We start from the raw sequence: 14473 nt of genomic DNA on the forward strand, positions 1-14473 counted from the left end.
GGTGTCATTGAAGCTTCTCCTTGAGCGATCAGGCTAGCGAGGTTCACATACCTTGGCAATGGCTGCTTTGCCGAACGGCGAAGCGGTGACGGATGGAACATGGAGAGAAGGAGGCAGCCTCTCTTCTCTCCGAAGTATCAACTTGGCTTACTTGGGCAGCAGCACTGTATCGACGACGTGGATCACGCCATTCGATTGGTTGACGTCGGCGATGGTCACGCGCCCTGCGTTACCGTTCTCGTCATAGATATAAAGCGCGCCCGATTTCACCTGCGCCGACAGGGCATCGCCGGAGAGGGTTTCCAGATGGAAAAAGCCGTCGGCGCTGTTGCGGGCCTTAGTCATCAGTTCAACGCCTGAGAGTTTGCCCGCGATTACATGGGCGGTGAGCACCTTCGTGAGCGTGCCCTTGTTTTCTGGCTGGAGCAGGGTGTCGACGGTGCCATCGGGCAGGGCGGCGAAGGCGTCGTTCACCGGGGCGAAGACGGTGAAGGGCCCGTCGCCCATCAGCGCGTCGACAAGGCCGGCGGCCTGCACAGCGGCGACAAGGGTTGTGTGATCGGCGGAGTTCACCGCGTTTTCGACGATATTCTTGTCTGCAAACATGGGCGCGCCGCCTACGTCCGGATTGGCAGCAAAGGCCACGCCGCCGAGCAAGAGGGCTGCAATGGTGGAAGAGAATTGAAGGGTGCGGATCATCTGAGTTCCTTTCATGTCCTAGGTCATCCCGTTTTCGGTGGGACTGTCCGAAAGACGAGCCGCCGCGCAGGAAAGTTTCAAAATTCAACCGTGGGCGCGACTGAAACTCTTTGCTGCATCGGACCGTAGTGTTGAGACATCACACTGGATCGACGAGAGAAAGATGCACCGAGTATATTCGAACAAGCGGTTGATCAAACGACACACGGTGACCGCCCGGCTGGCTCATTGGGGCTGGGCCATCTCGCTGCTGTTCCTTCTCGGCTCCGGTCTGCAGATCTTTAACGCGCACCCGGTACTCTACATCGGGGACCAGTCGGGCTTTGGCTTTGACAACGCGGTTCTGACCCTTGGCACGGAGGGGCGCGCCTTCCCTGCCTGGGCCACTATCCCGAGCGGTATGGATCTGGCCACCGGGCGGATCGTTCATTTCTTTTTTGCCTGGGTGCTGGTGTCCGCGCTGTTTCTGTGGCTGCTGGGCGCTCTTGTCTCGGGGCACCTCTGGCGCAACCTGCGTCCGACGGCGCGGGATCTGCGAAGCCTCGGAACCGACATTCGCACCCATGCGCGGTTTCATTTTCCCCATCGGCGCACCTATGGGCCGCTGCAAAAGCTCAGCTATGGGGCCGTGCTCTTTGCTCTTTTTCCGCTGATCGTGGCGACGGGGCTGGCGATGTCGCCCGGAATGAATGCCGCAGCACCCTGGCTTCCAGACTTGCTGGGCGGACGCCAGACCGCGCGGACGCTGCATTTTTGTGTCGCCGCTGCGCTGCTTGGTTTTTTTGTACTGCACATCGTGATGGTCGTTCTGGCAGGCCCGCTGAATGAACTGCGGGCGATGGTGACGGGCTGGTACCGCATCGACGAAGGAGAGTGAGATGTGTGCAACGAAGATCAATCGCCGGGCTGTGCTGCGCCTCGGCGGGGCCGGGGTGGTCACGGCAACACTGGGGGGCTGCAAGGCGTTCGACCGGCTTGCGGATCCTGCAGACCCGCTGCGCCATTACATGGAGCGTGCCAACCGTCTGACCATGGCAGCACAGCGCGGCCTGTTGGACCGGGAGGCCATGGCACAAGAGTTTCAATGGTTCGACATTCGACAGCCGCAGCGTCCGAACGGTGTGACCGATCCACAGGACTTGGACTATCTCGCGCATGTCGCGACCGGTTTCAGCGGTTATCGGCTCTCGGTTTCGGGGCTGGTGAAAAGACCGCAGACCCTGTCGCTGGGTGATCTTGAAGCGATGCCAACGCGGCGCCAGATCACGCGGCATGACTGTGTCGAAGGCTGGAGCTGCATCGCGCAATGGACCGGTGTGCCGCTGTCCGCGGTGCTGGATCGGGCCGGCTTGCTTCCCGGGGCCAACTTCGTCCTGATCCGCTGTTTCGATACGATCGAACGCAGCCTGTCGGGCGCGGTCAAATACTACGAAACGATTGATATGGTGGATGCGATGCACCCGCAGACGATCCTTGCGTTCGGTATGAACGGATCGGCCCTTCCGGTCCCGAACGGCGCGCCCTTGCGCCTGCGGGTCGAGCGGCAGTTGGGCTACAAGATGGCGAAGTACATTCGCGCGATCGAGGTTGTTGACAGCTTTGCCGGTGTCGGCGGCGGGCGCGGAGGTTATTGGGAAGACCGTGGCTACGCGTGGTACGCTGGCATCTGATATCTGTTGTGACGTTGCGTCATCTGCAACCATGGGCGACCGCGTCCCGTCGTGTCTGAGTGACACGCACGAAACCTGTCAGCGATGACCCAGAACGATGAAACGTATACTTCAGCACTTCGCCTTTTGGAGGGCGCGCGATGACTGGGCGGCACCGGCGCTGCAGCCCGAAGATCTTTGCATGCTTGCGCCGCTGGCGGAGATGCTCAATGAGCGCCGCCCCGAAAAGGGTCTGCTCACTGACATCGAGGCGGAGATCGACATTGGATCGTCCGCCACGGCGCCCCGCGCCACGCGGAGATTTGGGCTGCGCGCCTTGATCTTCTGCTTCCTTCTGGGGGGCGGTGTATCCGCGTCGATTCTCTCCGGATATGCCGCCATGACCGGTCCGACACAGCAGATCATAGTGCGCCCGGCGCTGGATCAGAGCTGGTTGCAACTGGGTGAGGTTGCGCTGGAGGGCAAAACACTGCGCAGTTTCGTGGCAGCAAAATGCGAGGCGCATTCACATCTGCTGATTGAGTTAAGCGGTTACGATTCGGGCAAGAATCCCGAACACCTCGTCGCTGACGACCTCGTGTCCGGGCGTCCCGTGATGGCGCCGGACGAAAAAATTCTGATGGCGTGCAACTTTTGAGCCGTCGCTCCCGTCCTTGCTAGATGCCAAGTAAGGGGAGACACTGACGTGGGAGTAACCAAACTGGTGCCCGCACCCGACGCCGAGAAACGCAAGGCCAGGACCATGGCAGCAACAGAGCAGTGCCGACAATTGGCCCAATTGCTTGCCGCGTGCGCCGAGGGCGACCGGGCAGCCTTTCGCCGGTTCTACGATCTGAGCGCGCGCTATGTTTTCGGCGTGGTGCTGTCGATCATGAGGGATCATGATCTGGCCAAGGAGGTGGCGCAGGAGGCTTTTGTCCGCATGTGGAAGCGGGCGCATCAGTATCATCCGGAGAGCGGCAACCCACTGTCGTGGATCGGCACCATCGCCCGCAACTGTGCCATTGATCGGTTGCGGTCGGAGCGCACGCGCGGGTTCGTCGAATTCACGGATGATGTGCCCGAGCTTTCGGATCAAACCGACCCGGCCACCCAGACGCTCGACAGCCTTGTGATCCGGCGGTTGATGGCCGACCTGAGGCCCGAACATCGCAAGGCGCTGATGCTTTGCTATTTCCAGGGCTACACCTACATCGAGCTCGCAAGTGTAATGAATATCCCCGTTGGCACGGCCAAGAGCTGGGTCCGACGCGGGCTGGCAGCCTTACGCGAGGCAATGGAATGACACAGGATACCGAAAAAGTAATGCGTTCACTGGACAAGCTGGTCAGCAATCTCGACACCATCCCGGCCATTTCGGGCACAATGCCACAGTTGGGAGCGCGCGCCGACGACCTGTTCGCCGGGCTCGCGCCGCTGGCACAGTCGCTGCCCGAGGCGGATCCGCCCGCGGATCTGCTGGAGGGGATCGAGCAGGAGCTTGACGCGGCGCCGGATCAGCGGACGCGGGTGCAACGCGCCGACGACGGCACCTGGGAGCAGCGCTCCGAGCGGGTCTGGAAGAAGGTGCTGACCCTCGACCCGGAGACCGGGCGGACGATGTACCTGCTGCGCTGTCTGCCGGGCGCGCGGATCAAGCCGCATGTACATGACCGTTCCGAGCATCTGTTTATCATCGAAGGTGAGTTCTGGATGAACGGCAAGCTCTATACTGCAGGGGATGCGCAATGCTCCCTGCCGGGCACCGAGCACCACGAGATCACGATGCCAAACGGCTGCCTCGTCTTGGTCTGCGCCTAAGCCAAGAGCATCCAGTGCAACAGGAGGCTGGCCGAGAGCCATGGGCCGAAGGCCAGCCGCCGACATTTTGCTGCTAAGGCATAGGCAAGTGCTGAGATCGCGGCCAGCGCAACGAGGCCCGGCAACGCGGCAAGGCCAACCCAGGCGCCCGCCGCCCCGAGCAGCTTGGCATCGCCGAGGCCAAGCCCGTCCTCGCCGGTACGACGAAAATAGACTGCACCGATGATTGCGAAGAGGATGTAGCCCACTGTGGCGCCTGCCATCTGCGAGGCGGGCCATCCGTCGCTTCTCCATGCCGCGAGGAGTAGGCCGGAGAGCGCGAGCACGGCATTCGCCATGTCCGGAATGCGCAGGTGCTTTAGGTCCCAGATACTTATCCAGATCAGGAGGGAGGCAAGCCAGAGGCTTGCCCATGTGTGGAGCATTTCGGGAGCAACGGGCACTTGGTTTCCTTGCGGTTTCAAGAGGCTGTACCAAGTAGTACGGGCGGCTCGGCGAAATTGTTGCAGCGGCTGAAACTTAATCTGAGTCCCCCCCGTTTTAGTGAATACAGCTTGATCAATCCCGCAGCGGAGACCCCGCGACAGGACCAAACCGCTGTCGCGCAGAGCCAAGGCAAAAGATCCGTCTTTTGCCAACGGAGACGCTTTGCGTGCAACAAGAACGTGAGGAAAACAGATGACGACCAAACGACCCCTTGCCATGAGCAGTCTGCTCGCCGCCGCCCTCATGGCCGCCGCAGCGCCCCTCGGCGCCTCGTCGCACCGCGAAGCACCGGCCATCACCGAGCATCCGAAAGTGGACGGCACCGATTTCTACGTCTTCCGCAGCTACGAGCCTGGCCGCGAGGATTATGTGACCTTCCTGGCCAACTACCAGCCGTTGCAGGTTAACTACGGTGGCCCGAGCTACTACACGCTGGATGCGGACGCGCTTTACGAGATCCACATCGACAACGACGGCGATGCCATCGAAGACCTGACCTTTCAGTTCGAGTTCGACAACCAGCTTGCCAATAACGGTGCGGGCATCGGGCTCGACATCGACGGTGAACAGGTAGCCATTCCGCTGAAAATCGCAGGCATGATCCTGCCGAACGACCAGTCGCTGCTGAACGAATCCGAAAGCTATGGCATCACATTGGTGGAAGGTGACAGGCGCAGTGGTACGCGCAGCGTTGTAACCCGTGCGGGCTCGGCAAATCCGAGCTTCGTGAAGCCGCTTGATCATATTGGGGTCAAGACCCTGCCGGACTATGACGGTTACGCGGACCAGTTCATTTATGACATTGATGTCCCCGGATGCGAAACACCGGGCCGGGTCTTTGTCGGGCAGCGATCCGATGCTTTTGCGCTGAACCTCGGCGAGGTTTTTGACCTTATCAACCTCGTGCCTATCGAAGGTGACAGCGCGCCCGGCGCAGGCGATGGTGGCGGTCAGAACGGTGGTATCACGCAGAGTCGTGACAACGATGACGTTTTCGGCAAGGTCAACGTGTCCACAATCGCGCTGGAAATGCCGATTTCCTGCCTGACCACCGGAGACGAAACCGTTATCGGCGGCTGGACCACCTCCAGTCTCGCGCAGGCGGAGCTTGAAGATGCGACGCCGGGCTACGAAGCAACCTCGCGGATTGGCGGCGCCTGGGTACAGCAGTCGCGTATCTCGACCCCACTGGTGAATGAAATTGTGATCGGCATTCCTGACAAGGACCGTTTCAATGGCTCCGAGCCTATCGATGACGTTGGCCTGGCGACCTATGTGACAAACCCGTCCTTCCCGGCGCTGGTCGACCTGCTGTTCCGCACGCCGCTTGGCGCGCCTGGGAACATCGCGCCGTCGAACTTCCCCCGTCAGGACCTCGTCACGACCTACCTGACCGGTTTTCCGGGTCTGAACCAACCTGCGAATGTGCAGCAGGGGGAAATGTTGCGTCTCAATACAGCGATCGCGCCAACCCCGCGTGCCGAGCAGCATACGTTAGGCGTGGTGGGCGAAGACCTTGCCGGGTTCCCGAACGGTCGTCGGCCCGGGGATGACATCATCGACGTCTCCCTGAGGGTTGCAATGGGGGCATTGTGTCATCCGGTACCGCTTGGTGCGGAACTCGGCATTGACGGCGCAGTCGAAGATGAAGCGAGCGATCTGATTAATCTCGGCCTCTGCGCGGAGGCGGATGCACCGGTTGGAACCGAGGCCTTCACCGACGGAGCACCGATTGCAGCCACCGAGTTGCAGAATCGCTTTCCCTATCTGAATGCGCCGATCCCCGGTTCGCCGAACTAATTGACCCAGGACAAGGAGCACTCCTATGAAAACCTTCTCATTTCGTGTCATCTGTGCCTTGGGTCTGGCGACCGGACTGGTCGCCTGCGATGACAGCGATGGGCCCCTGGACGGGTTGAGCCTTGCGCTGCAGTCGCTGGGCAGCGACTTTCAGACAGCCTTCAACCAAGGGCGCAACGACACGCCTATCGACGTTGATGTGGCGCGGCTGACCCAGAAACGCACTGCCGAACCGTTCGAGTTCTGATCCCCTCAAGACTTGCCTCGAACGTAGGACGCCGCCGGAGCCTTTCCGGCGGTGTCTATTGCGTTCGGGGCCACGCTTGCGGCAAATCGGTGAGCGTCCCGGTCTCGGGGTCGCGCAGGAGTCTGCGGGCATATTGCACCGTCATGCTTCCGACCTGTGCCGTGACCCTGACGTCGTAGACATCGGATCGCCAGCCCGTGAGCACCGGTTGCAGGATCCCCAGACTGGCCAAATCTTCGCGTGTCAGAAACCCTCTGGCCGTGCGCCGCATCACAAGACTTCGGGCGACGATGGCATTGCCAAAGACCGCGTGCAAAACGGGCTCGGGTGCCGTGTTCAGGTTGATGGCCGCGGGCGCGGGGAGCGTTGTCACAAAAGGTGCCAGCCGGTCTAGAAGCAGATCGTCGATCCCGAAGTGGCGCAGATCCTGCGGCGCGGCAAGCGGCCCTTCATTGCGGAGGATATCGCTGATCTGAGCGCCGATCTCGTCCGGCAGCTGCAGCGCCGCGAGCAGCCCGGCGAAGACCCGCTGCTGTGCAATGGCGTTATTGGTCAGGCTGTTAAGGTCGAACAGACCCTGCGCGTCTCGCAGTGCCACGGCATAGCTGCCGACGTCAAATGTGACCTCTTCCTGCGCGATCTGCCCCCATGGTTCTTGCGGGTGGTCGCTGTCGGGACCCGTCGTCAGGTCGCGCCGCAGCGCAGAGCGCAGCGATGCCACGCCGCCCTTGGCCAAGGCGAAGGCCTGGGTTCTGTTCAACGCTTTCCGGGTTTCGGAAATGGCGCGCTCTTCGGCGCTGAGCATCGCCTGGACCAGCGTCGCAGCGATGGCCATGACCAATAGAACATTGATCAGTGCGACGCCGTCTTGTGAAGGACGGCGGGTCATGGCTGCTCGGTCAGAGCGGGTGGCACGGGCACCAGTTTCCGCACCGCGATTGTGCTGTTGCCCTCGGGCCGTATGACGAGTTCGATGGCGGCCCGCTGATCTGGTCCGCCTGATGTAGCTGGGGTCACAAACCGCCAAGCGGCTGAAGCGGGCGGCGGAAGGAGTTGTTGCTCAAGTCGGTCAAGCCCCGTGCGGTCGATGCGACGCATCATACCTCCGGGTGTCTGAGCATAGCTCACAGAGCCATCACCTGTGGCAAGTGAAAGCTGTTCGGCGCTGATCGTCGGTCGGGTCTGAGCGCGGAGGACATCTGTTTCGAAGATCTGCAGGGCGATCTCTATCCGTGCAAGTGCAGCAAGCCGTCCGCTTGTCTGGCGGTCCGTGCGCAGGATCGTATCGAGCACGGCAAAACTGGCGAGGCCGATCAGCGAGAAGACTGAAAGCGCCACCAGCATCTCGATCAGTGTCACACCAGATCGGCCGCAGCGATGGGTCATGCCACTTTCATCACCCGGCCGTCCTTGAGTTGAAGCACGGCGAGTTCGCGGGCGCAGGTGCGGTCCTTACGGAAGGCGCTGGTGCCCAGCAGCCCTTTCATCGGTGTGCTTCCGGTCATCTGGATTTGCCCGTTGCGCTCGCGGGGCAAGCGGTTTGCCAGCAGCACAGCATCCACTGCAAGACCGGAGATGATGCCCATCTCTTCGCCCAAAGCGTTGCGATAGCTGGCGGAGAGGTTTTCAAAGAGAGCCGGGTCCGGCCCGACAAAACGCACGTCTCCCGCCGTCTTCAGGGCCGCGGCGGGAACATCTGCCCATTGCACTGACCCGATCACCTGAATACCGGCTGCACTCGCCTGTTTGGCCAGGCTGCGGCTGCGTCTGTCGGCAGCCGGAAGGTACAGGCTGTCTGGAGTCTGCCCGGCGTTGGAGGAGAGCAGGGCGTCCAAGGCACGGTCGGAACCTTCGGCGGGCAGTGGCGGCAGCGCAGTCAGGCCGCTGGCCTTCGCCGCTTTAGCGAGCGCGGCGGTCGACCGCGCGCCGAACGCTCCGGGTGGGGGCCGCAGGGTGATCGTCTTCGCCCCGGATGTCGCCGCGAACCGGGCGGCGGCCCCGGCGGATTGTGCTGGAGTGACGCCGAAGACCCAGGCACCGGCCGCAGCTAGCTGATCATTATTCGACAGTGTGATGACGTGTGGCATGGGCCCGGATTTAAGAACCGCCGCAGTGTGATCGGAGAAGAGAGGTCCCACAATGATGTCGGCCCCGGCGGCCTGGGCTTGTTGGGCCGCGGCCACCGCGCCCTCGGGCGACGGTCCAGTGTCAAAGACTGCCGCCCGTTGCAGCAGCCCGCGCCGGTCCTCGGCGAACCACACTGCCTTGGCCATGGTCTGGCCGAGATCGGCCTGGGGCCCGGAGAGAGGCACCAGCAGGGCCGTTTTTGCGAGCCCTGCTGAGGGCGCGTTTTCGGGGCGGGGTGCCGCGCCGCAAGCGGCCACAAAAGGCAATAGCCCAACCGCGCCGAGACGCGACAGAAGCTTTCGTCTGGAACAGGCTGTGGACATGGTGCGATTTCCTTCTTGGCCAAGGCTGATGGATCAGCCTACGAGAGTGTTAAGGTTGACAATTGGCAGCAAGATCGCGAGCACGAGCAACATCACGATGCCGCCCATCAGCAGCAGTACCAACGGCTCGACGAGGCCCACAAGCGCCTTGATGGTAGCATCAAGGCTGTGGCTGGTGTCCTCGGCATGGCGTGCAAGTGCGTCCGGCAGGGAGCCGCCCGCTTCGCCACTGGCGACCATGGTGATCATCACCGGCGAAAAGACGCGGTGCCGCGCCATCGCCTGTGACAAGGCGGTGCCATCCCGCACGGCAGTCGCGACCTGGGAGAGGATGCCGCGGTAGGTCAGGTTGCTGACAGTGCGGGCGGCGGCGGTGAGGGCGTCATCCAACGCCACGCCGCTTTGCGTCAAGGTGGCGAGCGTTCCCGAGAATTGCACCGCCGCAATCTGGCGGACGAGCGGCACCCGCAGAAGCGCCTGGTGCAGCCGCTGGCGCGCCGCGATTTGGCGCAGTGCCTGCCAGACTGCGCCCGCCATCAACGAGAGCAGGCCCAGCATCCAAGGCCACCAGACCAGAAGCCCGTCACTGAGCGCGATGAGTGCGCGGGTGAGCCCCGGCAGCTCGGCCCCCCGGCTTGCGAAGACGCGCACGATGTCCGGCACAACGAACATCAACAGGGCGATCACGACTGCTACGGAGACAAGCGCGAGGATGGCGGGGTAGATCAACGCGAGCTGTACGCTGTTGCGGTTGCGCGATTTCGTTTCCACATGGGTGGCCAGATGCGTCATGACCGCCGCCAATCGTCCGGCGGTCTCACCCGCCCGAACGGAGGCGATGTAGAAGACGTCAAAGGCGCGCGGATGTTTGGCGAGGGCTGCTGCGAGGCTGCGCCCGTCCAAGATGGTGGCGCGCATGTCGGCGGTGAGCGACGAGAGCCGTACGCCCGATTGCCTGCCGACTGCTGCCAGCGCGTCTTCGATCCGCACGCCGCTGCCCAGAAGTGTGGCCAGCTGGCGCGTCAATACGGCCAGTTCGGAGGGTTTGAGGGATGTCCGTGCCGGGAGGGACAGGGATACTGCACGCCGCGCCGCTTTCACTTCCAATGGCAGAAGACCCCGCGCGCGCAACGATTGGATCGCGGCCTGCTTGGAGGTGGCAGTGATGTTACCCTCTTGCCGCTGGCCGTCGGTGGTTGTTGCGACAAATCGGAAGCCTGGCATGATCAGCCCTCAGTCCCATGTGTGACGCGCAGCACTTCTTGCGGTGTGGTGAGGCCCGCCCGGACCTTCTCCAGTCCGTCCGCCAAAAGGGTCTGGGACTGCTGCGTGGCGATGGCCTGCAGGTCGGCGTCCTGCACCCCGCCGGTGATGGCGGCTTCCAGCGCAGCGCTGCCTTCGATCACCTCATAGAGGGCCACCCGGCCGCGATAGCCCGTGTCGCCGCAGGCACGACAGCCTGTGCCTTTTTTGAAAACCTCACCCGCCGACGCGCCGAGAGAGGCCGCCGCGACCGTGCCAAGGCGGTGATCCGTTGCGCAGTCCTTACAGATGCACCGCACCAGCCTCTGTGCGATCAGCCCTCTTAACATCGGCGCCAAAAGGAACCGTTGCACGCCGAGGTCGACAAGACGCCCCACGCTGCCAATGGCGGTATTGGTGTGCAGAGTGGAGAGGACCAGATGGCCGGTCATTGCGCTTTCCACCGCGATGCGGGCCGTTTCGCCGTCCCGGATTTCGCCGACCATGATCACATCCGGGTCCTGGCGCAAAATCGCCCGCAGCCCGCGCGCGAAGGTGAGGTCCGTTGCGGTGTTGACCTGCATTTGACCAATCCCATCGAGCGCGTATTCGATCGGATCCTCGATCGTCATGATGTTTCGCTTGCGGTTGTTCAGCGCATCAAGCGCCGCGTAGAGCGTGGTGGTCTTGCCGGACCCGGTTGGGCCGGTCACCAGGACGATGCCGTCCGGCCGGGCGAGCATGCGTGTGAAGGCTCTTTGCGCCTCGGGTCCCATGCCGAGGCTGCTGACACCGGTGCGCGTCTGCCCCCGATCCAAAAGGCGCAGCACCACCCGCTCGCCATATTGCGCGGGCAGGGTCGAGATGCGCACGTCGAGCTCATACTCGCCGACACGCAGCGATACCCGCCCGTCCTGCGGCACCCGCTTTTCGGAGATGTCGAGTTTGGCCATGACCTTGATCCGGCTGGTGAGCAGGGGCGCGATGGCGCGGGAGGGTTCAAGCACCTCGCGCAACACCCCGTCGACGCGGAACCGCACGACGAGCCGTTTCTCCTCCACTTCGATATGCACGTCCGACGCGGCCTCGCGGATCGCTTCCAGAAGCAGCGCGTTGATCAGGCGGACAACGGGTGCGTCGTTGGTCTGATCGAGCAGGTCATCGACTGCCGCAGCGTCATCGGCAAGTTCGTTGAGATCCGGATCACCGGCACCGGCCTCGGCGGCGGCATCCTCCGCGCTGTCGCGATAAAGACGTTCGATGTGGTCGGCCAGATCATCCGGTGTGACCCGTCTCAGCTGCAGCAGACCAGGTTGATTTCGTTGCGCTTCGACCACTGCAGTTATCGGTGTTTTAGCCGTGACAAGGCAGGTTTCGCCATCGTCTAGAATCACCAGCCCGTGGTCGCGCGCAAAGCTGTAGGACACTCGGGGGATCATCGGCCTGGCTCCAACACGATCCGCGCTGAGACCATGCCCGGCGCCGTGAGGCGCTCCATCTCGAGCGAGGCAACGCGCAGCCCGTCGTCGCCCGTCAGTACTGCCAGCCAGTCAATTACAGAAGGATAAGGCGTTTCATCGAGTGTGACCGAGATCGCCCCCTGCGACGGGTCCAGACGACGGATTGAAATGTTTGCAGCCTCCGCCCGCCGGGTCAGCACGCTGGCCAGGGGCCGGGCCGTGGCGGGCGCTTGTGTCAGCGTGGTGGTGGTTGCAAGTAGTTCTGCGATTGCATCGGCCTTGTGAATTCGTGCCCGGCTATCGGCCCTGTCCTGCGCGAGCGGCAGGATTGCCAGCGCGATCGCAAACCAGGCACCCATCGCAGCACCGCAGAGCAGGAGCAGTCGGCGCTCGCGGTCCGTGAGGCGGCGGATCACGGACCGCTCCTGACCTGTAGAAGAACTTCTGCGCCGGCCTCGGTGGTGTTGGCCGTCCCGCTGGTGACGCGCAGGCCCGCATTTGCGAGCGCGGCTTCGGCGCGTTGCAGCGGGCCGAAATCATTGCCTTGAATGAGCAGGGTCATCACCCCGTCTCGCGCGCCATAACGCATCTCGCGAAAGGTGATCTCCGGGGCCTCGGCCTGCAGGGCTTGAGATACATGAGAGAGTAGGGTCATGAACGGGTCCTGTTGTACGGGGGTGGATGCGCTGGCCACACGGGCTTCGATCAGCTGCAGGGGCTGATCTGCTGTAAGGTCAGGCAGCCGCGCGGTGAGTTCTGCGCTGGCGCGGGCCATGTGATCGTCGGCGATCCGTGACAGCGCCCGCACGTCTGCCGCCAGAAGTGACATGTGGCCACCCGCCGCCACCAGTGCCGCGGCGAGAGCGCACTGCACGAAGCGCCGCGGCATCCGTTTGCGATGCCTGAACGCCCCATAGCGCAGGTCAAGCTGCAGATCTTCGACGTCAAACGGGGGTACCGGGCCCGCTATGTCATAGATCGGAAGGCCTCCTGCGACCGGCCCATTGAGTGATGTGAGTGTGGGTTTGCCCGCCAGTGTCCAGAACGCTGGAAGTTCCGCACTGCGACATAGAAATCCGGTGCCGTCGGAGGCGCGCACGTAGATAGCCCCAGCGTCTTGCCAGAGATACCATGCGGGAGTGTCCGACCGGGGGCGGGGCATGCCAAGCACGTCGGGCACAGCGATGCCTGGCCGGTCGTCCTCTTCCAGCGCGGCGGCGAGGGTGGCATCATCACAGACAGCGACCAAATAGTGGTCGGGCCCAAGCCGTGGCCCGAGAGCCGGGGTTGGGGCGTGAGCGTTGTCGCTCAGCTGTCCCTCCAACGCGTAAGCCAGCGCCCTGACGCGCTGGCGATGGGTTTTCAGGGGCAGCGGCACCGAAAAAAGCGTTACCTTTGCCGTTGGGAGGATGATGGGGTCAGGTAAGCTTGCCGCGCGCGCCGCCTCTGTCAGCCGCCGCGCGAGCGGCCTGCAGATCGGCGGCGCAAATGCCGGTTGAGGGCAGGTCACCAGCGCGTGAGCTCTGGATTTTCCACCTTCTTCCGTGGGTTGGGCGCAGCCCTCATCAAATTGTGTAAACATATGTTTTTCCACAATAAAAGCTCTTTTCAGCACGATTTTTTGTGCCTATGTACTCAGGATTACGAGACTCGAAAGGAAAAGGTTTCATGACCCATTACGCTTTGAAACGCGCGCATCGACCCCGCGATGCAGGTGTCACTTTGATTGAAATGATGGTGGTTCTGGTGATGATTTCAGTTGTCGCGGCGATCATCGTGCCAAATGTCATCGGGCGCCCGGATGAGGCCCGGACCAGTGTCGCAGAGACCGATTTGCGGTCTATCGCAAGCGCGCTGGAGCTCTATCGCCTCGACAACCGCAGCTATCCTACCACGGTGCAGGGCCTTGCGGCGTTGGTTGACCAGCCGGTCAGCCCGCCGGTACCCCGCAACTGGGCGCAGGGCGGCTATCTGACCGCACTGCCGCAGGACCCTTGGGGCAATGCCTATGTGTACCGCTCACCGGGTGCCAGCGGCGCCTTCGACTTGGTATCGCTGGGGTCGGATGGTGTGCCGGGCGGCGATGGTGCGGCAACCGACATCCCGCTGGGTGGTCGGCAGGCAGGGCTTCAATCGCAATGACCCGCAGGTCCGGCACGGCCGGTGTCACGCTGGTGGAGATGCTGGTCGTGCTTGTTCTGATTGGCGTGTTGTCGGGGGCGGTGGCACTTGGCCTGTCACACCGCCCCTCGGGCGATCAGGCGGAGTTGAGTGCCCTGAAACTGACGGCCGATCTTGACCGCGCGGTGCGCTATGCGCTCGATCATCAGCTGGCGTTCGGTCTCAAGGCCGATCCGCAAGGCTATTCGGTTTTACTGTCCTCCGAGGGGGGCTGGCGGCCGCATCCTGATCCCGCTCTGCAAGAGGTGAAACTTTTCCCGTCCAGCCTGCGTATCTCGATGCAGGACCACGATGGTGTGGTTTTTCGCGTGTCACGGACCCTTGTCCCAGACGACAACAGGCCGTGGCGTGCAACATTGGGGCGCGGGGCGTCTGCGCGTGACGTAGTCTTTGACGGGATCACCGCGCGGATTGTCCCGGCAGGCGGAGGCTAGACAG

The 14473-nt window shown here is 62.8% G+C and carries 18 protein-coding genes; 9 read left to right on the forward strand and 9 right to left on the reverse strand.

Translation table 11 applies throughout. The features are described 5' to 3' along the window. Positions 1-147: 147 nt before the first annotated feature. Entirely contained in the window at positions 148-699 is a 552-nt protein-coding gene (locus Q1A07_RS17040; protein WP_299783224.1) for a fasciclin domain-containing protein, read from the reverse strand. Between the two features lie 163 nt (positions 700-862). Between Q1A07_RS17040 and Q1A07_RS17045 the strand changes: the two genes are divergently transcribed. The 5 genes from Q1A07_RS17045 to Q1A07_RS17065 all read left to right on the forward strand — a co-directional run bounded on the left by Q1A07_RS17045 (position 863) and on the right by Q1A07_RS17065 (position 4169). Then, positions 863-1576, forward strand: coding sequence for a cytochrome b/b6 domain-containing protein (locus tag Q1A07_RS17045; RefSeq protein WP_299783225.1), 714 nt, complete (start codon positions 863-865; stop codon positions 1574-1576). A 1-nt stretch (position 1577) separates the two neighbouring features. Continuing rightward, complete coding sequence (locus Q1A07_RS17050; protein WP_299783226.1) at positions 1578-2369, forward strand: molybdopterin-dependent oxidoreductase; 792 nt, start codon at positions 1578-1580, stop codon at positions 2367-2369. 97 nt (positions 2370-2466) lie between these two features. Further along, a complete protein-coding gene (locus Q1A07_RS17055) occupies positions 2467-3006 on the forward strand; it encodes a hypothetical protein (RefSeq protein WP_299783227.1) in 540 nt (179 codons plus the stop codon). 48 nt (positions 3007-3054) lie between these two features. Next, a complete protein-coding gene (locus Q1A07_RS17060; RefSeq protein WP_299783228.1) occupies positions 3055-3654 on the forward strand; it encodes an RNA polymerase sigma factor in 600 nt (199 codons plus the stop codon). Further along, on the forward strand, positions 3651-4169 hold the full coding sequence (locus tag Q1A07_RS17065) for a cupin domain-containing protein (protein ID WP_299783229.1): 519 nt from the start codon (positions 3651-3653) through the stop codon (positions 4167-4169). Before Q1A07_RS17060 ends, Q1A07_RS17065 begins: the two co-directional genes overlap by 4 nt. Here Q1A07_RS17065 and Q1A07_RS17070 read toward each other — a convergent pair. Continuing rightward, entirely contained in the window at positions 4166-4612 is a 447-nt protein-coding gene (locus Q1A07_RS17070; RefSeq protein ID WP_299783230.1) for an A24 family peptidase, read from the reverse strand. The genes Q1A07_RS17065 and Q1A07_RS17070 overlap by 4 nt on opposite strands. Before the next feature lie 235 nt (positions 4613-4847). Here Q1A07_RS17070 and Q1A07_RS17075 point away from each other — a divergent pair, with 235 nt between their 5' ends. Both Q1A07_RS17075 and Q1A07_RS17080 read left to right on the forward strand, forming a co-directional pair. Next, positions 4848-6455 carry a DUF4331 domain-containing protein gene (locus Q1A07_RS17075; RefSeq protein WP_299783231.1) on the forward strand — a complete coding sequence of 536 codons (1608 nt, stop codon included), beginning with the start codon at positions 4848-4850 and terminating at the stop codon, positions 6453-6455. 25 nt (positions 6456-6480) lie between these two features. Beyond that, complete coding sequence (locus Q1A07_RS17080) at positions 6481-6702, forward strand: hypothetical protein (RefSeq protein WP_299783232.1); 222 nt, start codon at positions 6481-6483, stop codon at positions 6700-6702. 55 nt (positions 6703-6757) lie between these two features. Here the strand turns inward: Q1A07_RS17080 and gspK are convergent, their stop codons facing one another. From gspK to gspL, 7 genes are read right to left on the reverse strand one after another with little or no spacing between them, the layout of a single operon-like run. Then, the gene (gspK, locus tag Q1A07_RS17085; protein WP_299783233.1) at positions 6758-7591 is read right to left on the reverse strand and encodes a type II secretion system minor pseudopilin GspK; all 834 of its coding nucleotides are present in this window, start codon (positions 7589-7591) and stop codon (positions 6758-6760) included. After that, positions 7588-8088: a type II secretion system protein J gene (locus tag Q1A07_RS17090; protein WP_299783234.1), complete on the reverse strand. Its 501-nt coding sequence runs from the start codon at positions 8086-8088 to the stop codon at positions 7588-7590. The genes gspK and Q1A07_RS17090 overlap by 4 nt, the downstream gene beginning before the upstream one ends. Next, positions 8085-9152: a penicillin-binding protein activator gene (locus tag Q1A07_RS17095; protein ID WP_299783235.1), complete on the reverse strand. Its 1068-nt coding sequence runs from the start codon at positions 9150-9152 to the stop codon at positions 8085-8087. Before Q1A07_RS17095 ends, Q1A07_RS17090 begins: the two co-directional genes overlap by 4 nt. Positions 9153-9185: 33 nt before the next feature. Continuing rightward, on the reverse strand, positions 9186-10376 hold the full coding sequence (locus Q1A07_RS17100) for a type II secretion system F family protein (protein ID WP_299783236.1): 1191 nt from the start codon (positions 10374-10376) through the stop codon (positions 9186-9188). 2 nt (positions 10377-10378) lie between these two features. Then, on the reverse strand, positions 10379-11833 hold the full coding sequence (locus Q1A07_RS17105) for a GspE/PulE family protein (protein ID WP_299783237.1): 1455 nt from the start codon (positions 11831-11833) through the stop codon (positions 10379-10381). Beyond that, positions 11830-12270, reverse strand: a complete 441-nt coding sequence (gene gspM / locus Q1A07_RS17110) for a type II secretion system protein GspM (protein WP_299783238.1) — start codon at positions 12268-12270, stop codon at positions 11830-11832. The genes Q1A07_RS17105 and gspM overlap by 4 nt, the downstream gene beginning before the upstream one ends. After that, on the reverse strand, positions 12267-13436 hold the full coding sequence (gene gspL / locus Q1A07_RS17115) for a type II secretion system protein GspL (RefSeq protein WP_299783239.1): 1170 nt from the start codon (positions 13434-13436) through the stop codon (positions 12267-12269). Before gspL ends, gspM begins: the two co-directional genes overlap by 4 nt. 86 nt (positions 13437-13522) lie before the next feature. Between gspL and gspG the strand changes: the two genes are divergently transcribed. Then, a complete protein-coding gene (gene gspG, locus Q1A07_RS17120; protein WP_299783240.1) occupies positions 13523-13996 on the forward strand; it encodes a type II secretion system major pseudopilin GspG in 474 nt (157 codons plus the stop codon). Next, positions 13993-14469 carry a prepilin-type N-terminal cleavage/methylation domain-containing protein gene (locus Q1A07_RS17125; RefSeq protein ID WP_299783241.1) on the forward strand — a complete coding sequence of 159 codons (477 nt, stop codon included), beginning with the start codon at positions 13993-13995 and terminating at the stop codon, positions 14467-14469. Before gspG ends, Q1A07_RS17125 begins: the two co-directional genes overlap by 4 nt. Positions 14470-14473 lie beyond the last annotated feature (4 nt).

Origin of the sequence: uncultured Roseobacter sp. (genome assembly GCF_947492555.1) — a bacterium.
GTDB lineage: Bacteria > Pseudomonadota > Alphaproteobacteria > Rhodobacterales > Rhodobacteraceae > Roseobacter.